The sequence below is a fragment of the Streptomyces tateyamensis genome (genome assembly GCF_003205575.1).
Lineage (GTDB): Bacteria > Actinomycetota > Actinomycetes > Streptomycetales > Streptomycetaceae > Kitasatospora > Kitasatospora tateyamensis.
Genome location: NZ_PYBW01000032.1, coordinates 53,397 through 76,512, shown reverse-complemented (window position 1 = coordinate 76,512; position 23,116 = coordinate 53,397). Strand labels below are relative to the sequence as shown.

Sequence of the window (23,116 nt, the reverse complement as noted above, 5' to 3'; positions counted from 1 at the left end):
AACCATTCGTCAGCTACGGCGCTCGCGGCCCAGCTGCTCGAAGAACCACAGGTGGTCGAGGTTGTCGATGCTGCCGGGGTTGACCGCCTGTGCCAGGGGGGTGCCGGCCAGCAGGCGCTTGACCGGGACCTCGATCCGCTTGCCGGTGAGGGTGTGCGGCAGGCCGGCGACCGCGATCACCTCGTCGGGCACGTGGCGCGGGGAGAGCTGCTCGCGCAGCTGGTCGCGGATCCGGCCGCGCAACGCGTCGTCGAGTTCGGCGCCGGGGGCGAGCACCACGAAGAGGGGCATCCAGTAGCCGCCGCCGTCCTCCTCCAGGCCGATCACCAGGGACTCGCGGATCTCGGGCAGCCGCTCTACCACCTCGTAGATGTCCGCGGAGCCCATCCGCACGCCTTGGCGGTTGAGGGTGGAGTCGGAGCGGCCGTGGATCACCACCGTGCCGCGGGCGGTGAGGGTGATCCAGTCGCCGTGCCGCCAGGTGCCGGGGTAGGTGTCGAAGTAGCTGTCGTGGTACCGCTGCCCGTCGGGGTCGTTCCAGAAGCCGATCGGCATGGACGGGATCGGCTTGGTGACCACGAGTTCGCCGACCTGGTCGGTGTGCGGCTCGCCGTGCACGTCCCAGCTCTCCACCGCGGCGCCCAGGCAGCGGGCCTGGATCTCGCCGAGGTGGACCGGCAGGGTGGGGACGCCGCCGACGAAGCAGCTGCACACGTCGGTGCCGCCGCTGACCGAAGCGAGCCAGACGTCCGGTGCGACCTCGTCGTAGATCCAGCGGAAGCCGTCGGGCGGCAGCGGGGAGCCGGTGGTGCCGATGCAGCGCACGGCGGACAGGTCGAGGTCGCGGCCCGGGTGCAGCCCGGCCTTGCGGCAGGCGACGACGTAGGCGGCCGAGGTGCCGAGCACGGTGGCCCGGGTGCGGGCCGCCACCTCCCACAGGGCGCCGGGGCCGGGGTGGCCGGGGCTGCCGTCGTAGGTGACCACGGTGGCGCCGACCAGCAGGCCTGCCAGCAGGAAGTTCCACATTATCCAGCCGGTCGAGGTGTACCAGAAGAACCGGTCCCCGGGGCCGAGGTCAAGGTGGAGCGCGGCCTGTTTGAGGTGCTCGACCAGGATGCCGCCCTGGCTCTGCACGATGGCCTTGGGCAGGCCGGTGGTGCCGGAGGAGTAGAGCACCCAGAGCGGGTGGTCGAAGGGGAGCGGCGCGAAGACCGGGTCGGTGTCGCCGGCCACCAGCTCGGCCCAGTCGAGGGCGGACTCCGGCGCCGGGATGCCGAGCAGCGGGACGTGCACGAAGGCGCGCACCGAGGGGAGTTCGCGGCGCAGTTCGGCGACCACGGCGGTGCGGTCGTGCGCCTTGCCGCCGTAGTGGTAGCCGTCCACGGCGATCAGTACGTCCGGCTCCAGCTGCCGGAAGCGGTCGAGCACGCTGCGGGCGCCGAAGTCGGGGGCGCAGGAGGTCCAGATCGCGCCGAGCGAGGCGGCGGCCAGCAGGGCGACGGCGGCCTGCGGGATGTTCGGCAGGTAGGCGGCGATCCGGTCGCCCGGGCCGATCCCCCGGGCGCGCAGTGCGGCGGCCAGGGAGCCGACCTGGCGGCGCAGTTCGGCCCAGCTCAGGGTGGTGGGCTGCTCGGTGGCCTCGTCCAGGTGCACGATCGCGGGGCGGTCGGCGTGGGCGCCCCGCTCGCCGTCGGGCCCGGGCTCGCCGAAGCGCAGGGCGTGCTCGGCGTAGTTGACGGTGGCGCCGGGGAACCAGCGGGCGCCGGGCATGGCGGGGTCGGCGAGGACCGTCGCGGGCGGGGTGTGGAAGCGGACCTCGAAGTACTCGGTGACGGCCTGCCAGAACCGGGCCGGGTCCGCGGTGGACCAGGCGTGCAGCTCGGCGTAGCGGGCGGCGGCGGTGGCGTCGTCGGCGACGGGGGCCAGCGGGGCGGCCGGGGCGCCGTACCGGGTGGCGGCCCACTGCTGGAAGTCGACCAGGCGGGTGGCGGCCGCCCTGGCCGGGTCGGGCCGCCAGAGCGGTTCGGGCGCGCTGCCGGCGGTGCCGTTGGGTGCGGTGCTCACGGTGGTGCCTCCCGGCCGGACGGGCGCGGGCGGATCCCTGCTGGCGGCCCCCGCGGCGGTGCGTGCTGTCGGCAGGAGCCTGCCACGTGATCGTCCGGTCCGCCGGGATTGCCGGGCGGGTGGCGGTGGCTAACCTGACACCATGTCAAAGCATGCGCGCGGACAACGAGCCCGACTGGCGGAACTGCTGGCGGCGGCGGGACCGGCGGCGCCGACCCTGTGCACCGGCTGGCTCACCCGCGACCTGGCGGCGCACCTGGTGCTGCGCGAGGCCCGCCCGGACGCGGCGGCGGGTCTGGTGGTGCCGGCGCTGGCGCGCTGGACCGAGCGGGTGCAGGCCCGCTACGCGGCGCTGCCGTACGAGGAGTTGGTCCGCCGGTTCCGGCACGGGCCGCCGCGCTGGTCCGCCTTTGCGCTGCCGGGGGCGGACGAGGCGGCCAACACGGTCGAGTACTTCGTCCACGCCGAGGACGTGCGGCGGGCGGCGGCCGACTGGGCGGACCAGCCGGTCTCCGCCGAGCTGGGTGAACTGCTGTGGCGGCGGCTGGGTCTGACGGCCCGGATGGAACTCGGTCGGCGCAGCCCCGTGCGGGTGGTGCTGGCGGGGCCGGACGGGCGGACCGTGGTGGCGGGGTCGAAGCTGCCGGGCGGGGTGCGGGTCGAGGGCGAGCCGGGCGAGCTGCTGCTGTTCGCGTTCGGGCGGGCGGCGCAGGCGCGGGTGACGCTGAGCGGGCCGGCCGACCAGGTGGCCGCGCTGCGGGGGTGAGGGGCCGGGAGGCTCAGCGGCTGTAGGCGCCGGCGAACCAGGCGTCGGCGACGTTGGTGTGGAAGGGGAAGGCGAGCGGGGTCGGGGCGTCGATCAGCTGCCAGCCCTCGGTCTCGTCCGTGGGCACGGACGGCGGCAGTGCGGCCAGGTCCTGGGCGGGCAGCAGGGCGAACAGGCAGAGGAAGCCGCCGCGGGAATCGGAGTCGGTGGCCACCAGGGTGGCGTCCGCCGACCGGGCCAGGATGCCGGTCTCCTCGCGCAGTTCGCGCACCGTGGCCTGCTGCCAGCTCTCGCCGTAGTCCACGTAGCCGCCGGGCAGCGCGAGCTCGCCGTAGCCGGGCTCGATGGTGCGGCGGATGACCACCAGGCTCTGGCCGCCGTCGGGCCGGTTGACCGGGAGCAGTGCGACGGTGACCGGCAGCGGGTTGCGGTAGCTGATCTCGCCGCAGCCCGGGCAGGTGCGCGGCCAGCCGGTGGTGCCCGCCGGGTAGGGGGTGCCGCACCAGTGGCAGTACTTCCCGGGGCCGAAGGTGGCCGGTCGGGCGGCCTGGTCGGTGGTCATGCCGGTGATGGTAGTGCCCGGGTTACCGTGCTGGTGAGGTGATCGGCGTGGAACTGCGGCTGGATGCGGGTCCGGTGGTGCTGGACGGCGGGCTGTCCGCCCAGCTGGCGGCGGCCGGGCACCGGTTGGACGGCGAGCTGTGGTCGGCCCGGCTGCTGCTGGACGCCCCGGCGGCGCTGGTGGCGGCGCACCGGGCCTACTTCGCGGCTGGGGCCGCGGTGGTGATCACGGCCAGCTACCAGGCCGGCTTCGCGGGCTTCGCCCGGCGCGGGGTGGGGCGGGCGGGGGCGGTGGAGCTGTTCGGGCGCAGTGTGGCGCTGGCCCGGGAGGCGGCGGACGGGGTTCCGGGGCGGTGGGTGGCGGCGTCGGTGGGACCGTACGGGGCGGTGCGGGCCGACGGGTCGGAGTACCGGGGGCGGTACGGACTCGGGGTGGCCGAGCTGGAGCGGTTCCACCGGCCGCGGATCGAGGCGCTGGCCGCGGCCGGGCCGGACCTGCTGGCGCTGGAGACGGTGCCGGACACCGTGGAGGCCGAGGCGCTGCTGCGGGCGGTCAAGGGCGTCGGGGTACCGGCCTGGCTGTCGTACACCGTGGCCGGCGGCCGGACCAGGGCCGGGCAGCCGTTGGACCGGGCGTTCGCGCTGGCGGCCGGGGTGGAGGAGGTGGTGGCGGTCGGGGTGAACTGCTGCGCTCCGGGCGAGGTGGGCGCAGCCGTGCGGCTGGCGGCCGCGGTGACCGGCAAGCCGGTGGTCGCCTACCCGAACAGCGGTGAGCGGTGGGACGGCGCCGGGTGGACCGGCCGGGCCGCCGGGCCGGCCCGGTACGCGCGGGACTGGGTCGCGGCCGGCGCCCGGCTGGTCGGCGGCTGCTGCCGGGTCGGGCCGGCGCAGATCGCCGAGCTGGCCGAGGCGCTGGCCCGTACCGGCAGGTAACCGGCAGGCGAACCGGCGCGAACCGGTGGGCGACGTGCGTGGGCGCCACCGCGCCTGGCAGACTCAGGGCGAAGCCTTTGCAGTCGACATTGTCGAACGGCTGCTAGCAAAGGTCGAACGACTGCCAGCGAAGTCAGTGGAGGTCCCATGCCCGGCCCGATCCAGTCGCTCTCCCGGGCGGCCGCGATCCTGCGCCTGCTGGCCGGCGGCGAGCGCCGGCTCGGCCTGTCCGAGGTGGCCACCTCGCTGGACCTGGCCAAGGGCACCGCGCACGGCATCCTGCGCACGCTGCAGCAGGAGGGCTTCGTCGAGCAGGACCCGGAGAGCGGCAAGTACCAGCTGGGCGCCGAGCTGCTCCGGCTCGGGCAGAGCTACCTGGACGTGCACGAGCTGCGGGCCCGGGCCCTGGTCTGGGCCGACGACCTGGCCCGGGCCTCCGGCGAGACGGTCTACCTAGGCGTGCTGCACCAGCACGGGGTGCTGATCGTCCACCACGTCTTCCGCCCCGACGACACCCGCCAGGTACTGGAGGTCGGCTCGATGCAGCCGCTGCACTCCACCGCGCTGGGCAAGGTGCTGCTGGCGTACGACCCGGTGGCCCGCGGCCAGCTGGGCGACGGGCCGCTGCAGGCCTTCACCCCGCGCACCCTGACCGGCCCGGAGGACATCGACGCCGAGTGCGCCCTGGTCCGCGAGCGCGGCTGGGCGGACGCGGTGGAGGAGACCTGGGAGGGGGTGGCCTCGATCGGTGCGCTGATCCAGGACCGCCGGCGCAACCCGGTCGGCGCGGTCTGCGTGAGCGGAGCGGTGGAGCGGGTCTGCGAGGACGGCTTCGTCCGCCCGTCGCTGGTCGCCTCGGTGCGCGACGCGGCCCGGGCGATCTCCCGTGACCTGGGCGCCAACCGGTTCTGAGCCGGGAGCAGGATGCCGTAGGGCGGGCAGCGCGGCTGCCCGCCCTACGGCGTTTTGTCCATATTTTCAGCCAAATGGCGGCTACTGTCACAAACCACCCGCCCGGTCCGGAACGAGGGCCGGGTCACAAGGAGGTCACCCGGCCTTGACGCGGCGGACCGCCAGGGTGAAAACTCCCGCATAGCGGTCGACATTGTCGAACGGCGACCGGGGAAACCATCCTTCTTGGGTCTCCTGGGATGACACCGGTCCTCTCCCCCACCCGCCTCCTGCCACCACCACTGCCGGCCCGCTCCCCCGGGCCGGCACCGACTGGCACCGGCCATACGGACAAAGGAGTCTTTGTGTCCGCCCTCTCCAACGGCGACATCTTCGTCGGCGAAACGCTCGGCACCGCCGCGCTGATACTCCTCGGCGGCGGCGTCTGCGCCGCCGTCACCCTGAAGAAGTCCAAGGCCCAGAACGCCGGCTGGCTGGCGATCACCTTCGGCTGGGGTTTCGCGGTGCTGGTGGCCGCGTACATCTCGGCGCACAAGTCCGGCGCCCACCTGAACCCCGCCGTCACCCTGGCGATCGCCGTCAAGACCGGCGAGTGGAGCCAGGTGCCGCTCTACCTCGGCTCCCAGCTGATCGGCGCGATGATCGGTGCCGTCCTGGTGTGGCTGAGCTACCTGGGCCAGTTCCAGGCCAACGAGGCCCCCACCCTGGGCATCTTCTCCACCGGTCCCGAGATCCGGAACCCGATCCAGAACCTGCTCACCGAGATCATCGGCACCGTGGTGCTCTGCCTGCTGATCCTGACCTCCGGGCTGACCCTCGGCGACAGCCTCTCCGGCATCGGCATCCTGATCACCGCGTTCACCGTGGTCGGCATCGGCCTCTCGCTCGGCGGCCCGACCGGCTACGCGATCAACCCGGCCCGCGACCTCGGCCCGCGCATCGTCCACTCGCTGCTGCCGATCCCGAACAAGGGCAGCTCGGACTGGAGCTACGCCTGGATCCCGATCGCCGGACCGGTGATCGGCGGCCTGCTGGCCGGCCTGCTGTACAAGGGCCTGTTCTAACCCCTAGACCTCGTTTACCTCCCCCACCTCAGAGCCGAGGATCACCACATGACCGCGAACGCCGCACCGACCGGCAACTACATCGCCGCGATCGACCAGGGCACCACCTCCAGCCGCTGCATCATCTTCGGCGCCGACGGCCGGATCGTCTCCGTCGACCAGCAGGAGCACCGGCAGATCTTCCCGCAGCCCGGCTACGTCGAGCACGACGCCGCCGAGATCTGGACCCGGGTGCAGTCCGTGGTCCGCGGCGCGCTGGACAAGGCCGGCCTGACCAAGGACGACATCCGCGCGATCGGCATCACCAACCAGCGCGAGACCACGGTGCTGTGGGACCGGAACACCGGCGAGCCGGTGCACAACGCGCTGGTCTGGCAGGACACCCGCACCGAGGCGCTCTGCCGGGAGCTGGGCCGCAACGTGGGCCAGGACCGGTTCCGCCGGGAGACCGGCCTGCCGCTGGCCAGCTACTTCGCCGGCCCGAAGATCCGCTGGCTGCTGGACAACGTCGAGGGCCTGCGCGAGCGTGCCGAGGCCGGCGACATCCTCTTCGGCACCATGGACACCTGGGTCATCTGGAACCTGACCGGTGGCGTCAACGGCGGCAAGCACGTGACCGACGTGACCAACGCCAGCCGCACCATGCTGATGAACCTGGCCACCCTGGCCTGGGACGAGAAGATCGCCGAGTCGATGGGCGTGCCGATGTCGGTGCTGCCCGAGATCCGCACCTCGGCCGAGGTCTACGGCGAGGCCGTGGGCGACCTGGCCGGCGTGCCGGTCGCCGCCGCGCTCGGCGACCAGCAGGCCGCGCTCTTCGGCCAGACCTGCTTCAGCGAGGGCGAGGCCAAGTCGACCTACGGCACCGGCACCTTCCTGCTGCTGAACACCGGCGAGAAGGTCGTCAACTCGTACCACGGCCTGCTCACCACGGTCGGCTACCAGATCGCGGGCCAGAAGCCGGTCTACGCCCTGGAGGGCTCGATCGCGGTCACCGGCTCGCTGGTCCAGTGGCTGCGCGACCAGCTCGGCATCATCTCCACCGCCGCCGAGATCGAGACCCTGGCCTCCACCGTCGAGGACAACGGCGGCGCCTACTTCGTGCCGGCCTTCTCCGGCCTGTTCGCCCCGTACTGGCGCTCCGACGCCCGCGGCGTGATTGCCGGCCTGACCCGGTACGTGACCAAGGGCCACCTGGCCCGCGCCGTGCTGGAGGCCACCGCCTGGCAGACCCGCGAGGTGGTGGACGCGATGGAGAAGGACTCCGGCGTCACCCTGACCGCGCTCAAGGTGGACGGCGGCATGACCTCCAACAACCTGCTGATGCAGAACATCGCCGACGTGCTGGACGCCCCGGTCGAGCGCCCGTTCGTGGCCGAGACCACCGCGCTGGGCGCCGCCTACGCGGCCGGTCTGGCCGTCGGCTTCTGGCCGGACCTGGACACCCTGCGGGCCAACTGGCACCGCGCCGCCGAGTGGACTCCCCGCATGGACGAGGCCACCCGGGAGCGCGAGTACAAGAAGTGGCTCAAGGCCGTGGAGCGCACCATGGGGTGGGTGGAGGAGGACCAGGAGAGCTGAGCCGTCCGCCGGCCGGGGCGTCGCACGCCCCGGCCGGCCGCTGAGTTTCAAGGCCCGCACTGCGGGCCGAACCGCACTTCGAGAGGAGACCCGGCGCCGCCCGCACCGCGGCCCGGAACACACCACATGGCTACCATCCCGACCCTGGGCGCCGAGCGCACCCCCGGCCGCACCGCTTCCCGCGCCGAGACCCGCGAGCTGCTCGGCAGGGCCACCTACGACCTGCTGGTGATCGGCGGCGGCATCCTGGGCACCGCCGTCGCCTGGACCGCCTCGCAGGCGGGTCTGAAGGTCGCCATGGTCGACGGCGGCGACTTCGCGGGCGCCACCTCCAGCGCCTCCTCCAAGCTGGTCCACGGCGGTCTGCGCTACCTGCAGACCGGCGCGGTCAAGCTGGTCGCCGAGAACCACAAGGAGCGCCGGGCGCTGGCCACCGACGTGGCCCCGCACCTGGTCAACCCGCTGACCTTCTTCGTGCCGGTCTACAAGGGCGGCCCGCACAGCGCCCCCAAGCTCGGCGCCGGTGTGTTCCTCTACTCCGCGCTCTCCGCCTTCCGCGACGGCATGGGCCGGGTCTCCACCGCCACGCACGCCGCCCAGCAGGTCCCCGCGCTGAAGACCGAGGGCCTGCGCTCGGTCGCGGTCTACGGCGACCACCAGATGAACGACTCCCGGGTGGCCGTCATGACGGTGCGCGCCGCCGTGGAGGCGGGCGCCGTGGTGCTCAACCACGCCGAGGTGACGGGCCTTCGGTTCTCCGGCGGCCGGGTCACCGGCGCCGAGCTGACGGACCGGCTGGACGGCACCGAGTTCGGCGTCAACGCCCGCCTGGTGCTCAACGCCACCGGCCCGTGGGTGGACCACCTGCGCCGGATGGAGGACGCCGGCGCCGCGCCGTCGATCCGCCTGTCCAAGGGCGCCCACGTGGTGGTCAAGCGGCGCAGCCCGTGGCGGGCCGCGCTGACCATCCCGATCGACAAGTACCGGGTCTCCTTCGCCATCCCGTGGGAGGACCACGTGCTCCTGGGCACCACCGACGAGGAGTACACCGGCGACCCCAAGGACGTGCGCGCCACCGACGCCGACATCGACCAGATCCTGGGCGAGGCCGGCCACGCGATCCGCGACGAGCACCTGGACCGGGACCTGATCACCTACGCCTTCGCGGGCCTGCGGGTGCTGCCGGGCGGCCCGGGCGACACCGCCGCCGCCAAGCGCGAGACCGTGGTGACCGAGGGCCGCGGCGGGATGCTCTCGGTGGCCGGCGGCAAGTGGACCACCTACCGGCACATCGGCCGCACCGTGCTGGAGAAGCTGGCGCACGTGCGCGGCACCGGCATCGGCGAGGACATCTCCCCGATCCCGGCCACCGTGCCGCTGCCGGGCGTGGGCGCGCCGAACGCGGTGGCGCACCGGCTGCTGATCGACCGGGAGCCGGGCTCGCGGATGGAGCCGCTGGTGGCCAAGCACCTGGCCAGCCACTACGGCACCCTCTCCTTCGACATCGCCCGGCTGATCGCCGAGGACCCGGCGCTGGGCGAGCCGATCCACCCGGACGGCCCGGACGTGTGGGCGCAGGTGGCCTTCGCGGCGGACAGCGAGTGGGCCTACACCGAGGACGACGTGCTGCGCCGGCGCACCACGATGACGGTGCGCGGGTTGGACACGCCCGAGGTGCGGGCCGAGGTCCAGGCCTTCCTGAAGAAGCGCAGCCACGGCTGAGCGGCTGACGCTCCGTAGACTGAGGGACGGTCACCCCCGCGCGGGGTGGCCGTCCCTTTCGCGTCGAGACCTGAGGAGACCCCACCGACGTGACCAGGCCCCCGCTTCCGCACGACTTCCAGCGCCCCGTCCCGGCCTTCACGGTGACCAGCACCGACCTCACCGACGGCGGCACCCTGCCGGACGCCCAGGTGTACGCCGCGGGCAACACCTCGCCGCAGCTGAGCTGGTCCGGCTTCCCGGCCGACACCAGGAGCTTCGCGGTCACCTGCTTCGACCCGGACGCGCCCACCGGCAGCGGCTGGTGGCACTGGATCGTCTTCGACATCCCGGCCTCGGTGACCGAACTGCCCACCGGCGCCGGCACCGGCGCCTTCGCGGGGCTGCCGGCCGGCGCCGTCCAGGCCCGCAACGACTACGGCAGCAAGGACTTCGGCGGCGCCGCCCCGCCGCCGGGGCACGGCCCGCACCGCTACGTCTTCACCGTGCACGCGGTGCGCGAGGAGAAGCTCGGGCTGGACGCGGACACCCCGGCGGCCGCGATCGGCGGCACCCTGGGCTTCCTGGCGCTGGGCCGGGCCACCCTGGTCGCGCAGTACGAGAACCCCGAGGGCTGACGGCCGAGGGCCGAGAGCTGACGCCGGCGGCCTGACGTCGCGTCAGTGCGCGGCCGGGTCGCGGTGCGGATGCAGCGCGGCCCGGCCGGCCGCCGAGCGCAGCCGGCCGGCCAACCGGGCGGGCAGCACGGCGGTGAGCAGGTAGCCGTGGCCGCCCTCCCCCTCGACCAGCCAGGAGACCCAGGGCAGCGGCAGGTTGCCGGCCGGGCCGAAGAAGCTGGGGTGCTGTCCCAGGAAGGTCAGCTGGTGCACCCCGCTGCGGCACCAGCTGGAGAGCGTGAAGGTGCGCCGGGCCGGATCGAAGCCGAGCGGCACGCACTCGCGCAGCCGTTCGGGGCCGGCCTCGGCCAGGAACCGCAGGCTGGACCGCAGGCTCAGCTGGCTGCGGGTGAAGTCGCCGACCGCCGCGCGCAGCTCGGCGGCCAGCTCGGCCGGGGTCTGCCCGGCGGGGCTGTCCAGGCAGATCTCGCCGAGCAGGTTGCCGAGCAGTTGCGGCTCCAGGCCCAGGAAGCGGCGCAGGTTGACCGGCACCACCAGCCGCTGGGCCTGCCCGTGCCCGTCCAGCTCCCGGATCGCGGACAGCACCTGGGCGCAGATCGCGTCGTTGGCCGAGACGCCGGGGCCGAAGTCGGCCCGCAGTCGCGCCACCTCGGCGTCGGTGAAGTGCAGTTGCACGGTGCGGTTGGCCAGCGGCGCCTGCGCCACCTCGCGGGCCAGCAGCGCGGCCTCGGCCGGGTCGGGCAGTCGGAAGCCGGGACGGCCGCTGTCCTCGGCGGGCAGCGCCGCCTCCAGCAGCGCGGTGCGGTCCAGCACCAGTGGTGCGAGCTCGGGCGGCTCGGTGCCGTCCAGTTCGGCGGACCAGGCGCGCAGCAGCACGGTGAAGCTGGCGATGTCGCCGACCGCGTGGTGCCAGGAGCAGCCGAGCACGCTGGCGCCGTCGGCCAGCCGGGTCAACCGCACGCTGAGCAGCGGCAGGTCCTCGGTGCGGGCGGCGGTGGCGGGCAGCGGGTCGGTGTAGCCGCCGCCCCCGCGCGGCAGCCGGGGCAGCACCTCGGCCAGGCTGTCGGGCGAGCCCGCGGTGGTGAACGGCACGCCGGCGTCGGAGCAGACCAGTTCCAGCCCCTCGGCGGTGCTGCGCAGCCGCCCGCCGAACAGGGGCACCCGGGCCAGCGCCCGGGCCAGCGCGGCCGCCACCGGCTCGGGTTCGAGCGCGCGGGGGAAGCAGAGGACCACGGAGACCGCGAGGTCGGCGAGCATCAGGTCCGGCAGCGCCAGACGCACGATCGTCCCGTCGGCGCGGCCCGCCTGGACAGTGCGGGTGAGGTCGGCCACGGGACGGGACGATAGTGGGTCCGGGCGCACCGGGGCCAGGGATTGGTCTGGTCCAATGTGCGGAGCCGGCGGACCGTCAGTGCGCCTGGGCGGCGGGCTCCAGGACGAAGACCGGGATCACCCGCTTGGTCCGCTGCTGGTAGTGGGCGTAGTCCGGGTAGGCCGCGACGGCCCGGGCCCACCACTGCTCGCGCTCGGCGCCCTCGAGCTCACGGGCCACCATGTCCTGCCGGTGGACGCCGTCGCGCAGCTCGACCCGGGGGTCGGCGACCAGGTTGTGGTACCAGACCGGGTGGGTGGGCGCGCCGCCCTGCGAGGCCACCACCGCGTACCGGCCCTCGTGCTCGACCCGCATCAGCGGGGTCTTGCGCAGCTTGCCGGACTTGCTGCCCCGGCTGGTCAGCAGCACCACGGGCATCCCGCGCAGGGTGGTGCCCTTGGTGCCGCCGGAGGACACGTACAACTCGACCTGGTCGCGCACCCACTTGGTCGGGCTGGGCTGGTACTCGCCGGTGAGGGGCATGTCACGCTCCTGTCGGTGGTCGGTCGCTGACTGTCCTCCATCCTCTCCCGGCCGGGCCCCCATCCCCTTCCGGACACCTGACGAAGTGTCACCGCACCGGTCCTCAGTTTGCGCCCGGCGCGGGCGGGCAGGTGCTTCGGCAACGGACCGGGCGAGGGGGCGGGCGATGGCGGCGGGGGCCGGACGGCGGCGGATGCCGGACGAGGTGCGCGCGGCGGCGGTGCGCACGGGGATCTTCTTCGCGTTCACCCTGGTCGCGCTGATCTTCTCCTCGCTGGCCTCGCTCGCGCACGCGCCCAAGGCGATGACCAGCGGGCTGATGATCACCGGGGTCGGGGTGTTCGCGGTGGTCTGGGGCCTGCTGGAGATCGTGATCTCGCGTCAGATCGCCGCTCAGCGCCGGCGCGGCCCGGGCACCGACTCCCCGCTCTCGGGCAGCCGGCCGCCCCGGCACTGACGGCGGGTCGGTACCGGGGCGGCGGCGGTCGGCAGGGGGTCGGGCCGCAGGCGGCGGATCAGTGCCCGACCGCCCGCGCGTACTGCTCCGGCCAGCGGGTCTCGGCGCCCAGCTCGCGCGCCGCGTAGTGCGCCCAGTAGGGGGTGCGCAGCAGCTCGCGCCCGAGCAGGACCACGTCCGCGCGCCCCTCGCTGAGGATCTGCTCGGCCTGCCGGGCCTCGGTGATCAGGCCGACCGCGCCCACCGGCAGGTCGGTGGCCTCGCGCACCGCGGTGGCGAACGGCACCTGGAAGCCCGGGGCCACCGGGATCCGCGCGTCGGCGACCAGGCCGCCGGTGGAGACGTCGAGCAGGTCGACCCCGGCCGCGCGCAGCTCCTTGGCCAGGCGCACGGTGTCCTCACCGGTCCAGCCCTCGCGGTGGTCCTCCGCATCCTCGGTCAGCCAGTCCGTGGCCGAGGTGCGGAAGAAGACCGGCAGCTCGGCGGGCCAGACCGCGCGCACCGCGGCCACCACCTCCAGGGCGAACCGGATCCGGTTCTCGAACGAGCCGCCGTACTGGTCGGTGCGGTGGTTGGAGGACGGGGAGAGGAAGGAGTGCACCAGGTAGCCGTGCGCGCCGTGCACCTCGACCGCCTGGAAGCCGGCCGCCAGCGCCCGCTGGGCCGCGGCGCCGAAGTCGGCGACGATCCGGCGGATCTGCTCGACGCTCAGCGCGTCCGGCTCGGGGTGGTCGCCGAAGGCCTGGGTGGTCGGGCCGACCGTCGGCCACCCGCCCTCGGCCGGCGCCAGCACGCCACCGCCCTGCTGCAGCGGGCGGGTGGAGGCCTTGCGGCCGGCGTGCGCGAGCTGGATAGCGGCCACCGAGCCGTGGCTGCGGATCGCGCGCACCACCCGGGCCAGCCCCTCCTGCTGGGCCTCGTTCCACAGCCCCAGGTCGGCCGGGGAGATCCGCCCCTCCGGCGAGACCGCGGTGGCCTCGGTGATCACCAGGCCGGTGCCGCCCGCCGCCCGGGCGGCCAGGTGGGTGAGGTGGAAGTCGGTGGCCACGCCGGTCTGCGGGCCCTCGGTGGCGGCCGAGTACATGCACATCGGGGCCATCCAGACCCGGTTGGGGACGGTGAGCTCGCGCAGGGTGATCGGCTCGAACAGGGCGGACACGGGGACTCCTCGCGACACGACGACTGGTACGAGAGGCATCGTATTACTAAAACCGTCGAACTACGAAAGTTGTCGTACCATGCTTGGTGTGACCGAGCTGACCGAGACCGAGGACGGCCTGCTGCCGGAGCCCGCCGTAAGCGAGATCGAGCTGGTGGCGGTGCTCAGCGCGCTGGCCGACCCGATCCGGCTGCGGATCGTGCGCGAGCTGGCGGCCGCCGGCGAGCCGCTGGCCTGCGCGGCCGTGCCGCTGCCGGTCAGCAAGTCCACCTGCACCCACCACTACCGGGTGCTGCGCGAGGCCGGGGTGATCCGCCAGCAGCGGGTCGGCACCGCGCGGATGAGCTCGCTGCGCGAGGCCGAGCTGGGCCGGCGCTTCCCCGGACTGCTGCCCAGCGTGCTGGCGGGCGGCTGACCCGGCCGGGGCGGGCCCGGCGGCGACGCGCCCACGATGGGGTGACGAGCTTGGGCGTGGTGGCCCAACCGGTGGTACCCAAGTGCGCGTGATCTCCCTGCGCATCCGTGCGGCGCTGTACGCCGTCGCCCTCGCCCTGCTGAGTGTCCCCACTCCCGCCCAGGCCGCCCCGGCCGTCTCCGAGTCCGTGCTCACGCTGACCGTGACCGACGACGGCTCCAGCACCCCCCTGGGCGGCACCGAACTGCTCTGCCAACCCGCCGGCGGCAGCCATCCGCAGGCCGCTGCGGCCTGCGCCGCCCTGGAGGCGGCGGGCGGTGACCCCGAACGGCTGGCCGGCCGCACCGGCATCTTCTGCAACCAGCTCTTCCAGCCGGTCACCGCCAGGGCGGCAGGCCTGTGGCGGGGCGTCCCGGTGCACTGGCAGCGCTCCTTCAGCAACCTGTGCGGGCTGCACACCAGGACCGACCCGCTCTTCCGGGTCTGACCGGCTCCTCAGCCGGACCGGTCACCGACCGACAACGCGGCCGCGAGCCGGGCCAGGCCGTCCCGCCGGCCCCGCTCGCGGTCCGCGAAGGCCGCCGCGCCGGCAGCGTCGAACTCCCCTCAGGTGGCCGATCTTCCCAGGGCGCACCACGGGCCGCCCGCCGCCCCGGACGGCGCAGCAGCACGCGCGTGAGCTGCGACACGCCCGTAGCGTGTGGACTGGATCACATCCGAAAATCCGACCTGACGCACCGTCAATTCGACTGACGGTCAGTCAGCTGCCTTCGAAGGTGCCCTAGTTACCACCTGATGGATAGTCAGTTTTGGCTTTTTAAAGCCCAGTTGGCTCTCAACTCGCCTTCGTGGTTCGTTCGGTGACCGGACTATCATCGACCGGGTTGTTGTGTTCCGGACTGGGGCAGAGCACCCGGCTAGGCGGTTTCCGCAGGTCATCGGGGTTCTGCGCGGCTCGGGCGGAGGTCGAGGACTGGGGACCGCATGGCTGTGATGACGCAGGTCAGCACTGGAGACGACCGGCAGGAGCCGGCCGTCGAGCTCGCCCTGTTCGGCGCAGCGGCGGCTCCCGAGCCGCGCACCCTGGTGGACGTACTGGCCGCCGCCACCGCCGCGCACCCGCAGGAGCCCGCGCTGGACGACGGTGCGCAGCGGCTGAGCTACCGCGCGCTGACCGCCGAGGTCACCGCGCTGCGCCAGCGGCTGGCCGCCGCCGGGGTCGGCCGCGGCGACCGGGTCGGCATCCGCGTCCCCTCCGGCAGCAACGACCTCTACGTGGCGATCCTGGCCGTGCTGGCCGCGGGCGCCGCCTACGTCCCGGTGGACTTCGAGGACCCGCAGGAGCGCGCCGACCTGGTCTTCGGCGAGGCCGCGGTGACCGCCGTGCTCGGCGCCGGGCGCGAGCTGACCGTGCTGCGCCCCGGCAGCGGCGAGGCCGGCGGCCCCACCCCCGAGGACGACGCCTGGATCATCTTCACCTCCGGCTCCACCGGCAAGCCCAAGGGCGTGGCCGTCACCCACCGCAACGCCGCCGCCTTCGTCGACGCCGAGGCCCGGCTCTTCCTGCAGGAGGAGCCGATCGGCCCGGGCGACCGTGTGATGGCCGGCCTCTCGGTCGCCTTCGACGCCTCCTGCGAGGAGATGTGGCTGGCCTGGCGCTACGGCGCCTGCCTGGTCCCGGTCCCCCGCTCCCAGGTGCGCGGCGGCGCCGACCTCGGCCCCTGGCTGGCCGAGCAGGAGATCACCGTGGTCTCCACCGTCCCCACCCTGGCCGCGCTGTGGCCGGCCGAGTCGCTGGGCGACGTGCGGCTGCTGATCTTCGGCGGCGAGGCCTGCCCGCCCGAGCTGGTGGAGCGCCTGGTCACCGAGGGGCGCGAGGTGTGGAACACCTACGGGCCCACCGAGGCCACCGTGGTCGCCTGCGCCGCCCTGCTGGACGGCAACGGGCCGGTGCGGATCGGCCTGCCGCTGGCCGGCTGGGAGCTGGCCGTGGTGGACGAGCAGGGCCGGCCGGTGCCGATGGGCGCCAGCGGCCAGCTGGTGATCGGCGGCGCGGGCCTGGCCCGCTACCTGGACCCGGCCAAGGACGCCGAGAAGTACGCGCCGCTGGAGGCGCTGGGCTGGGACCGCGCCTACCGCAGCGGCGACCTGGTCCGGGCCGAACCCGAGGGCCTGCTCTTCCTGGGCCGGGCCGACGAGCAGATCAAGCTCGGCGGGCGCCGGATCGAGCTGGGCGAGGTGGACGCGGCGCTGCAGGCGCTGCCGGGCGTGCAGGGTGCCGCGGCCGCGGTGCGCACCGCGCGCGGCGGCAACCAGCTGCTGGTCGGGTACCTGGTGGTCCAGGACGACTTCGACCGCGAGGCCGCGGTGGCCCGGCTGCGGGCCGAGCTGCCCGCCGCCCTGGTGCCGCTGCTGGCGCCGGTGGCCGACCTGCCCACCCGCACCTCCGGCAAGGTGGACCGCAACGCGCTGCCCTGGCCGCTGGAGCTCCCCGCGGCCACCGGCCCGACCGAGCAGCTGTTCGGCACCGAGGCCTGGCTGGCCGAGCAGTGGAGCGAGATCCTCGGCGTGCAGGTGAGCGGCGCGCGCGACGACTTCTTCGCCATCGGCGGCTCCAGCCTGGCCGCCGCCCGGCTGACCACACTGCTGCGCACCCGCTACCCGAGCGTCGCGGTGGTCGACATCTACCAGCACCCGGTGCTGCGCAAGCTGGCCCGGCACCTGGAGCGCTCGGCCCAGGGACAGGGAGCCCGGCCGACCGTGGCCCCCACCCCGAAGCGGGCCCAGCTGGTCCAGCTGCTCGCCCTGCTGCCGCTGTTCACCCTGACCGGGCTGCGCTGGAGCGTGCTGCTCCTGGCCCTGGGCACCCTGCTGCACCACTTCGGCGCCTACCCGTGGGCGCCCACCGCCTCCTGGTGGCTGCTGGCACCGGCCGCGCTGGTGCTGTTCAGCCCGCCCGGCCAGGTGGCGATCGCGGCCGGCGGTTCCCGGCTGCTGCTGCGCGGGCTCACGCCCGGCAGCTACCCGCGCGGCGGCTCGGCGCACCTGCGGCTGTGGGCGGCCGAGCGGCTGGCCGAGGCGAGCGGCGCCACCGAGCTGTCCGGCAGCTGGCTGATCCGCTACGGGCGGGCACTGGGCTGCCGGATCGGCGACGAGGTCGACCTGCACTCGCTGCCGCCGGTCACCGGCCTGCTGCGCCTGGGCAAGGGCGCGGCGGTCGAGGCCGAGGTGGACCTGTCCGGCTACTGGCTGGACGGCGACCGGCTGGAGGTCGGCGCGGTCCGGGTCGGCTCCGGCGCCGTGGTCGGCACCCGCAGCATCCTGCTGCCCGGGGCCCGGGTCGGCAAGCGGGCCGAGATCGCGCCCGGCTCCTCGGTCACCGGCCAGGTGCCGACCGGTCAGCGCTGGGGCGGCGCGCCCGCCGCCAAGCTGGGCCGGGCCGAGCGCGGCTGGCCCAAGCGGCGCCCGCCGCGCACCGCCGGCTGGGCCGCGGTCTACGGCGCGACCGGTGTGGCGATCGAGCTGCTGCCGGTGCTGGCGCTGCTGCCGGGGCTGGCCGTGGCCACGCTCTTCGTGCACCCCGGGGACGGGCTGGGCGCCGCGCTGCGCGGTGCGCTGCTCGCGGTGGTGCCCGGCGCGCTGGCCTTCGGGCTGACCTACGCGGGGCTGCTGGTGGTCGCGGTGCGGCTGCTGAGCCTGCGCCTGCGCACCGGCTACCACCCCCTGCACGGCCGGATCGGCTGGCAGGCCTGGACCGTCAGCCAGCTGATGGACCTGGCCAGGGAGCGGCTCTTCCCGCTCTACGCGGGCCTGGTCACCCCGGTGTGGCTGCGGCTGCTGGGCATGAAGGTGGGCCGCGGCGCCGAGGTCTCCACGGTGCTGGCGCTGCCCAGCCTGACCACGGTCGGCGACGGCGCCTTCCTGGCCGACGACACCCTGATCGCCCCGTACGAGCTGGGCGGCGGCTGGCTGCGGATCGGGCGGGCCGAGATCGGCCGCCGGGCCTTCCTGGGCAACTCCGGGATGACCGCGCCGGGCCGGGCGGTGCCGGACCGCGGGCTGGTCGGGGTGCTCTCGGCCACTCCCAAGAAGGCCAAGAAGGGCAGCTCCTACCTGGGGCTGCCGCCGGTGAAGCTGCCGCGCGCGGCCGAGGCCGCCGACCTGAGCCTGACCTACGACCCGCCGACCCGGCTGCTCTGGGCCCGCGGGCTGGTCGAGCTGGCCCGGCTGGTGCCGGTGCTGTGCTCGGTGGCGCTGGCGGTGCTGACCGTGGCGGCGCTGGCCCGGCTGGGCTCGCCGGTGCCGATGGCGCTGCTGTCGGGCGTGGTGCTGCTGGCGGCCGGGCTGCTGGCCTGCCTGGTCTCGGCGGCCGCCAAGTGGCTGCTGGTCGGCCGCTTCAAGGCGGTGGAGCACCCGCTGTGGTCCTCGTTCGTCTGGCGCAACGAGCTGGCCGACACCTTCACCGAGGTGCTGGCGGTGCCGTGGCTGGTCGGCCGGGTTCCGGGTTCGCCGCTGATGGTGCTGTGGCTGCGCGCGCTGGGCGCCCGGATCGGGCGCGGGGTCTGGTGCGAGAGCTACTGGCTGCCCGAGTCGGACCTGGTGACCCTGGGCGACGGGGTCAGCATCAACCGCGGCTGCGTGCTGCAGACCCACCTCTTCCACGACCGGATCATGCGAATGGATACTGTGGTCCTCCGCGAAGGGGCCACGCTGGGCCCGGGCGGGATCGTGCTGCCGGGCAGCACCGTGGGGGCGCGCAGCACGCTGGGGCCGGCCTCGCTGGTGATGCGCGCCGAGTCGGTTCCCTCCGACACCCGGTGGCTGGGAAACCCCATCGAGGCGTGGCAGGCGTGATCCGAGGAGTGGACCCAGCGGTGAGCAAGCAGGTCGATCCGTACTTTCCCGACCATGGCGATCCGCGCTACCGGGTCCACCGCTACGAGCTCACCCTCGACTACCGCCCCGGGCCGAACCGGCTGGCCGGCACGGCCCGGATCAGCGCGCTGGCCGGCCCCGAGGCGTTGCGGGAGCTGGCGCTGGACCTGTCCGAGTTCCGGATCGGACGGGTGCTGGTGCAGGGCAAGGCCGCGCACTACACGCACCGCGGCGGCAAGCTGCGGGTCAAGCCGGGCAAGCCGCTGCCGGCCGGCACCGCGTTCACCGTGGAGGTGCACTACAGCGGCAACCCGAAGCCGGTGCGCAGCCAGTGGGGCGCGCTGGGCTGGGAGGAGCTGACGGACGGTGCCCTGGTGGCCAGTCAGCCGACCGGCGCGCCCTCCTGGTTCCCGTGCAACGACCGGCCCGCCGACAAGGCCTCGTACCAGGTCTCGATCACCACGGCCTCGCCCTACCAGGTGGTGACGGGGGGTCGGCTGCTCACCCGGACCACCCGGGCCTCCAGCACCACCTGGGTCTACGAGCAGGCCGTGCCCACCTCCAGCTACCTGGTCGGGATAGCGGTCGCGCCGCTGGAGCGGGTGCTGCTGGTGGACGGCGAGCCGGGCGGGGTGCCGCAGACCGGCTACGTGCCGGCCGAGCTGGTGCCGCGCTTCGCCGGCGACTTCGGGCGCCAGCCGCAGATGATGCGGCTCTTCGAGGAGCTCTTCGGCCCCTACCCGTTCGGCGAGTACCGGGTCGTGGTGACCGACGAGGAGCTGGACGTGCCGGTGGAGGCCCAGGGCATGGCGGTCTTCGGCACCAACCACGTGGACGGGGTGCGCGGCTCGGAGCGCCTGGTGGCGCACGAGCTGGCCCACCAGTGGTTCGGCAACAGCGTCACGGTGGCCGACTGGCGGCACATCTGGCTGAACGAGGGCTTCGCCAAGTTCGCCGAGTGGCTCTGGTCCGAGCGCTCCGGCGGCCGCTCGATCGCCGCCCACGCCGCCGACGCGCACCGCAAGCTGGCGGCCCAGCCGCAGGACCTCAAGCTGGCCGACCCCGGCCGCAAGCTGATGTTCGACGACCGGCTCTACGACCGCGGCGGCCTGGCCGTCCACGCGCTGCAGCGCGCCCTGACCGAGCCGATGTTCCTGCGCATGCTGCGCGACTGGACCACCGGCCGGCGCCACGGCGTGGTCACCACCGCCGACTTCATGGCCCACGCCCAGCGCTACGCGGCCCCGGGCCAGTCCCTGGTCGAGCTGTTCGACGCCTGGCTCTTCCAGGGGGCCCTGCCGCCGCTGCCGTAACGGTGACGGCGGGTCGGCCGCCCCGGCCCGCGGCCGCGTGCCGGGTGGTGGCCAACGGCGACCACCCGGATCAGCCGGGCTGCTGCTCCGCCGCGGCCGCGAAGGCGCGCAGCTCGTCCGTGTCCCAGGTGAGGGTGCCGGAGCGGAGATCGGCGAGGGTGCCGGTGAGCCAGGCCGCCTCGGCCGCGGTGACCGCGCGCAGGTACTCGTCCTCCAGACCGGCGATCCGGGGCAGGCCCGACCGGTGGGAGCCGGCGAGCGAGCTGTCCAGCGCGGCCAGCTCGCTCTCGACGGCGGTCAGCCGGGCGGCCAGGGCGCCGATGATCTCCTCGGGCTCCAGCAGCAGCAGGTTGGACAGGGCCACCGGGAACTCCGGGAACTCCCGCCTGGGCTCCCGCAGCATCTCCAGCATCCAGGCCCGGGCCGCCTCCCGGCCCGCTCCGGTGATCTCGTAGACGGTCCGCTCCGGGTACTGCTGGTCGCGCTCGGTGTCGCGGACCGCGATCAGTTCCGCCGCCAGCAGCCGGTCGATGGTCCGGTAGAGGCTGGTCCGCTGGCCGACGTTGACCACCCGGTCCTTCCCCCACTGCTTGATCAGCCGCTGCACCCCGTACGGGTGCAGCGGCTTGAAGTGCAGCAGCGAGAGCACGGTCAGGGCCAACGGAGAGCTGCGGGGGCCGGAAGTCATGGCGATCATAGTACTCCCATCGGAACTAGTTGACCTGACACTAGTTACGGTGCAACTATCGAGAAGGGCACCCTGTGCCCACCGTCGACGACCCGGCCCGGCTCGTCCGACCACCCCTCGGATCGACTAGGAGACATCTGATGAACCAGCAGGTCCGCACCGCCCTGGTGATCGGCGGCGGCATCGCGGGGCCGGTCACCGCGATGGCGCTGCGCCGAGCCGGGATCGAGGCCACCGTCTTCGAGGCCTACGCCACCCGCGCCGACGAGAAGGGCAGCGCGCTGAGCATCGCGCCCAACGGCCTGGCCGCGCTGGAGGCGATCGGCGCCGGTCGGCTGCTGCGCGAGTGCGGCGTGCCGATGACGGCGATCGTGCTGGAGAGCTGGACCGGCAAGCGGCTGGCCGAGATCTCCACTCCGCCCGAGCTGGAGCCGATGCGGTTCGTGCTCCGCACCGAGCTCTACCGCGGCCTCTACCGGGAGGCCGAGCGCCGCGGCGTCGAGATCGTGCACGGCAAGCGGCTGGTCGACGCCACCGAGACCTCCGACGGCGTCACCGCCCGGTTCGCCGACGGCGGCACCGCCACCGCCGACCTGCTGGTCGGCGCCGACGGGCTGCGGTCCACGGTGCGCCGCCTGATCGACCCGGCCGCACCCGACCCCCAGTACGCGGGCCTGCTCGGCTTCGGCGCCCTGCTGCCGGACTCCGGGCTGGCGTCCACCGGCGGCCGGATGCACATGGCCTTCGGCAAGCGGTGCTTCTTCGGCCTGCAGGTCTTCGCGGACTCCAGCGCCGTCTGGTTCGTCAACCTGCCGCACCGTACGCCGCTGACCACCGCCGAGTGCGCGCGGCTCGGGCCCGAGCACTGGCTGCCGGTGCTGCGCGAGGCGGTGGCCGAGGACCGCAGCCCGGCGCTGGAACTGCTCGGGCGCACCGCACCCGAGCAGTTCCTGACCACCGGCGCCGTGGAGAGCATGCCCCGGGTCCCGCACTGGCACCGCGGCCGGCTGGTACTGGTCGGGGACTCGGCACACGCGCCCTCCTCCAGCTCCGGCCAGGGCGCCTCACTCGCCCTGGAGAGCGCGGTCGAACTCGCCCGCTGCGTGCGCGACCTGCCGCTGCCGCAGGCGCTGGCCGCCTACGAGGGGCTGCGCCGCCCGCGGGTCGAACGGATCATCAGGAACGCCGAGCGGACCAACAGCGAGAAGGCGGCCGGCCCGGTCGGCCGGGTGCTGCGCGACCTGCTCCTCCCGGTGCTGATGAAGTCCGCCAAGCCTGCGAAGTTCGCCTGGCAGTTCGACCACCGGATCGACTTCACCGCCCCCGTCAGCCCCGGTACGGCGGGGTGAGCCCCCAGCCCCAGCGCGGCATCGGGGTGTGCACCACCCGGGTGGCGCCGGGGGCCGAGAACATCTTGGCCATCCGGGTGCCCCACTCCAGGTAGCCGGTGAAGGCCGCGCGGAACTCCGGGTCGTCGGGCAGGCCCACCTCGTCGGCGGTGTCCTGGAGCAGCGCGACCCAGCGCCGGCGCTGCTGCTCCGTCAGGTGCCGCCCCAGGTGGCGGGAGACCATGTGCGGGTGGCCGCCGCGCTCGGCCGAGTAGGCCGGCGGCCCGCCGAAGACCTCGCCCAGGAAGAGCGCCACGTGCTTGGGGTGCTCCGCGTCCATCCCGGCGAAGACCGGGGCCAGCACCTCGTCCTCGGCGACGTGCGCGTAGAACACCGAGGTCAGCCGCTCCAGCGCGGCGGCCCCGCCCAGGTACTCGTAGAGCGTGGGCGGCTCCGGGGGCTGCGGCCCGCGCCCGGTGACGCCGGTGTCCTGGTAGTGCCGCATCTCCTGGATCGCCCCGACGTAGGGCTTGACCGAGGTGAGGAACTCGGCGAACTGCTCGGAGCCGCGGAAGCCCTCCAGGTGGTCGCGGACCGAGGTCCAGCGGATCCGCAGGACGTAGGCGCCGGGCTCGTCGACGCTCTCGGTCAGCTCGTAGTCCACGCAGTAGGGCGAGGCGGCCAGCGGTACGGCGGCCTGCCGGTAGGCGGTCAGGAAGGCCTCGCGATCGGCCTCGGGAATCTGGTAGCGGATGTACTCGACAGTCGTCATGGGGCCCATGATGCGCCGTCAGAACCCGGTGCCA

Annotated in this window: 20 protein-coding genes; 13 read left to right on the top strand and 7 right to left on the bottom strand. The window is 74.2% G+C overall.

Features of this window, described 5'->3' with window-relative positions; all coding sequences use genetic code 11:
• Window positions 1–9: 9 nt before the first annotated feature.
• Entirely contained in the window at window positions 10–2,064 is a 2,055-nt protein-coding gene (locus C7C46_RS10865; protein WP_110668292.1) for an acetoacetate--CoA ligase, read from the bottom strand.
• 142 nt (window positions 2,065–2,206) lie between these two features.
• Between C7C46_RS10865 and C7C46_RS10860 the strand changes: the two genes are divergently transcribed.
• On the top strand, window positions 2,207–2,830 hold the full coding sequence (locus C7C46_RS10860; RefSeq protein WP_110668291.1) for a TIGR03085 family metal-binding protein: 624 nt from the start codon (window positions 2,207–2,209) through the stop codon (window positions 2,828–2,830).
• Between the two features lie 13 nt (window positions 2,831–2,843).
• On the opposite strand, the gene C7C46_RS10855 is transcribed toward C7C46_RS10860, so the two are convergent.
• On the bottom strand, window positions 2,844–3,392 hold the full coding sequence (locus C7C46_RS10855; protein WP_110668290.1) for an NUDIX domain-containing protein: 549 nt from the start codon (window positions 3,390–3,392) through the stop codon (window positions 2,844–2,846).
• 74 nt (window positions 3,393–3,466) lie between these two features.
• On the opposite strand from C7C46_RS10855, the gene mmuM reads away from it, so the two are divergent.
• From mmuM to C7C46_RS10825, 6 genes are all read left to right on the top strand, one after another.
• Window positions 3,467–4,324: a homocysteine S-methyltransferase gene (mmuM, locus tag C7C46_RS10850; protein WP_110668303.1), complete on the top strand. Its 858-nt coding sequence runs from the start codon at window positions 3,467–3,469 to the stop codon at window positions 4,322–4,324.
• Between the two features lie 147 nt (window positions 4,325–4,471).
• On the top strand, window positions 4,472–5,236 hold the full coding sequence (locus C7C46_RS10845) for an IclR family transcriptional regulator (protein WP_110668289.1): 765 nt from the start codon (window positions 4,472–4,474) through the stop codon (window positions 5,234–5,236).
• A gap of 344 nt (window positions 5,237–5,580) precedes the next feature.
• Window positions 5,581–6,300, top strand: a complete 720-nt coding sequence (locus tag C7C46_RS10840; protein WP_245984344.1) for an MIP/aquaporin family protein — start codon at window positions 5,581–5,583, stop codon at window positions 6,298–6,300.
• Between the two features lie 48 nt (window positions 6,301–6,348).
• Window positions 6,349–7,881 (top strand): glycerol kinase GlpK, encoded by a 1,533-nt coding sequence (gene glpK, locus C7C46_RS10835; protein WP_110668287.1) that lies wholly within the window; start codon window positions 6,349–6,351, stop codon window positions 7,879–7,881.
• A gap of 126 nt (window positions 7,882–8,007) precedes the next feature.
• Window positions 8,008–9,603, top strand: a complete 1,596-nt coding sequence (locus C7C46_RS10830) for a glycerol-3-phosphate dehydrogenase/oxidase (RefSeq protein ID WP_110668286.1) — start codon at window positions 8,008–8,010, stop codon at window positions 9,601–9,603.
• Between the two features lie 89 nt (window positions 9,604–9,692).
• The gene (locus C7C46_RS10825) at window positions 9,693–10,220 is read left to right on the top strand and encodes a YbhB/YbcL family Raf kinase inhibitor-like protein (RefSeq protein WP_110668285.1); all 528 of its coding nucleotides are present in this window, start codon (window positions 9,693–9,695) and stop codon (window positions 10,218–10,220) included.
• 42 nt (window positions 10,221–10,262) lie between these two features.
• Here C7C46_RS10825 and C7C46_RS10820 read toward each other — a convergent pair whose 3' ends face one another.
• Window positions 10,263–11,552, bottom strand: coding sequence for an acyltransferase (locus C7C46_RS10820; RefSeq protein WP_110668284.1), 1,290 nt, complete (start codon window positions 11,550–11,552; stop codon window positions 10,263–10,265).
• Between the two features lie 76 nt (window positions 11,553–11,628).
• Window positions 11,629–12,075, bottom strand: a complete 447-nt coding sequence (locus C7C46_RS10815) for a nitroreductase family deazaflavin-dependent oxidoreductase (protein WP_110668283.1) — start codon at window positions 12,073–12,075, stop codon at window positions 11,629–11,631.
• 166 nt (window positions 12,076–12,241) lie between these two features.
• Between C7C46_RS10815 and C7C46_RS10810 the strand changes: the two genes are divergently transcribed.
• Window positions 12,242–12,532 carry a hypothetical protein gene (locus tag C7C46_RS10810; protein ID WP_146259051.1) on the top strand — a complete coding sequence of 97 codons (291 nt, stop codon included), beginning with the start codon at window positions 12,242–12,244 and terminating at the stop codon, window positions 12,530–12,532.
• Between the two features lie 58 nt (window positions 12,533–12,590).
• Here C7C46_RS10810 and C7C46_RS10805 read toward each other — a convergent pair whose 3' ends face one another.
• Window positions 12,591–13,691 carry an NADH:flavin oxidoreductase/NADH oxidase gene (locus C7C46_RS10805; protein WP_110668281.1) on the bottom strand — a complete coding sequence of 367 codons (1,101 nt, stop codon included), beginning with the start codon at window positions 13,689–13,691 and terminating at the stop codon, window positions 12,591–12,593.
• Between the two features lie 88 nt (window positions 13,692–13,779).
• Here C7C46_RS10805 and C7C46_RS10800 point away from each other — a divergent pair, with 88 nt between their 5' ends.
• From C7C46_RS10800 to C7C46_RS10785, 4 genes are all read left to right on the top strand, one after another.
• Entirely contained in the window at window positions 13,780–14,106 is a 327-nt protein-coding gene (locus C7C46_RS10800; RefSeq protein ID WP_245984343.1) for an ArsR/SmtB family transcription factor, read from the top strand.
• An 88-nt stretch (window positions 14,107–14,194) separates the two neighbouring features.
• Entirely contained in the window at window positions 14,195–14,593 is a 399-nt protein-coding gene (locus C7C46_RS10795; RefSeq protein WP_181442292.1) for an SSI family serine proteinase inhibitor, read from the top strand.
• A 497-nt stretch (window positions 14,594–15,090) separates the two neighbouring features.
• Window positions 15,091–18,960, top strand: coding sequence for a Pls/PosA family non-ribosomal peptide synthetase (locus C7C46_RS10790; RefSeq protein WP_110668276.1), 3,870 nt, complete (start codon window positions 15,091–15,093; stop codon window positions 18,958–18,960).
• Between the two features lie 20 nt (window positions 18,961–18,980).
• Window positions 18,981–20,294 carry a M1 family metallopeptidase gene (locus tag C7C46_RS10785; protein ID WP_245984342.1) on the top strand — a complete coding sequence of 438 codons (1,314 nt, stop codon included), beginning with the start codon at window positions 18,981–18,983 and terminating at the stop codon, window positions 20,292–20,294.
• Window positions 20,295–20,364: 70 nt separating this feature from the next.
• On the opposite strand, the gene C7C46_RS10780 is transcribed toward C7C46_RS10785, so the two are convergent.
• Window positions 20,365–20,982: a PadR family transcriptional regulator gene (locus tag C7C46_RS10780; protein ID WP_110668302.1), complete on the bottom strand. Its 618-nt coding sequence runs from the start codon at window positions 20,980–20,982 to the stop codon at window positions 20,365–20,367.
• Between the two features lie 140 nt (window positions 20,983–21,122).
• Between C7C46_RS10780 and C7C46_RS10775 the strand changes: the two genes are divergently transcribed.
• The gene (locus tag C7C46_RS10775; RefSeq protein WP_110668272.1) at window positions 21,123–22,331 is read left to right on the top strand and encodes an FAD-dependent oxidoreductase; all 1,209 of its coding nucleotides are present in this window, start codon (window positions 21,123–21,125) and stop codon (window positions 22,329–22,331) included.
• Here C7C46_RS10775 and C7C46_RS10770 read toward each other — a convergent pair.
• Window positions 22,309–23,082: a group II truncated hemoglobin gene (locus tag C7C46_RS10770; protein WP_110668301.1), complete on the bottom strand. Its 774-nt coding sequence runs from the start codon at window positions 23,080–23,082 to the stop codon at window positions 22,309–22,311. The two genes, C7C46_RS10775 and C7C46_RS10770, sit on opposite strands and share 23 nt — an antisense overlap.
• Window positions 23,083–23,116: the final 34 nt, after the last annotated feature.

Excerpts from the sequence above, each read along its gene's own strand:
- C7C46_RS10770 (WP_110668301.1), bottom strand. The coding sequence starts at position 23,082 with ATGACGACTGTCGAGTACATCCGCTACCAGATTCCCGAGGCCGATCGC.
- C7C46_RS10775 (WP_110668272.1), top strand. The coding sequence starts at position 21,123 with ATGAACCAGCAGGTCCGCACCGCCCTGGTGATCGGCGGCGGCATCGCG.
- C7C46_RS10860 (WP_110668291.1), top strand. The coding sequence starts at position 2,207 with ATGTCAAAGCATGCGCGCGGACAACGAGCCCGACTGGCGGAACTGCTG.
- glpK (WP_110668287.1), top strand. The coding sequence starts at position 6,349 with ATGACCGCGAACGCCGCACCGACCGGCAACTACATCGCCGCGATCGAC.
- C7C46_RS10855 (WP_110668290.1), bottom strand. The coding sequence starts at position 3,392 with ATGACCACCGACCAGGCCGCCCGACCGGCCACCTTCGGCCCCGGGAAG.
- C7C46_RS10790 (WP_110668276.1), top strand. The coding sequence starts at position 15,091 with ATGGCTGTGATGACGCAGGTCAGCACTGGAGACGACCGGCAGGAGCCG.
- C7C46_RS10830 (WP_110668286.1), top strand. The coding sequence starts at position 8,008 with ATGGCTACCATCCCGACCCTGGGCGCCGAGCGCACCCCCGGCCGCACC.
- C7C46_RS10845 (WP_110668289.1), top strand. The coding sequence starts at position 4,472 with ATGCCCGGCCCGATCCAGTCGCTCTCCCGGGCGGCCGCGATCCTGCGC.
- C7C46_RS10815 (WP_110668283.1), bottom strand. The coding sequence starts at position 12,075 with ATGCCCCTCACCGGCGAGTACCAGCCCAGCCCGACCAAGTGGGTGCGC.
- C7C46_RS10810 (WP_146259051.1), top strand. The coding sequence starts at position 12,242 with ATGGCGGCGGGGGCCGGACGGCGGCGGATGCCGGACGAGGTGCGCGCG.
- C7C46_RS10780 (WP_110668302.1), bottom strand. The coding sequence starts at position 20,982 with ATGACTTCCGGCCCCCGCAGCTCTCCGTTGGCCCTGACCGTGCTCTCG.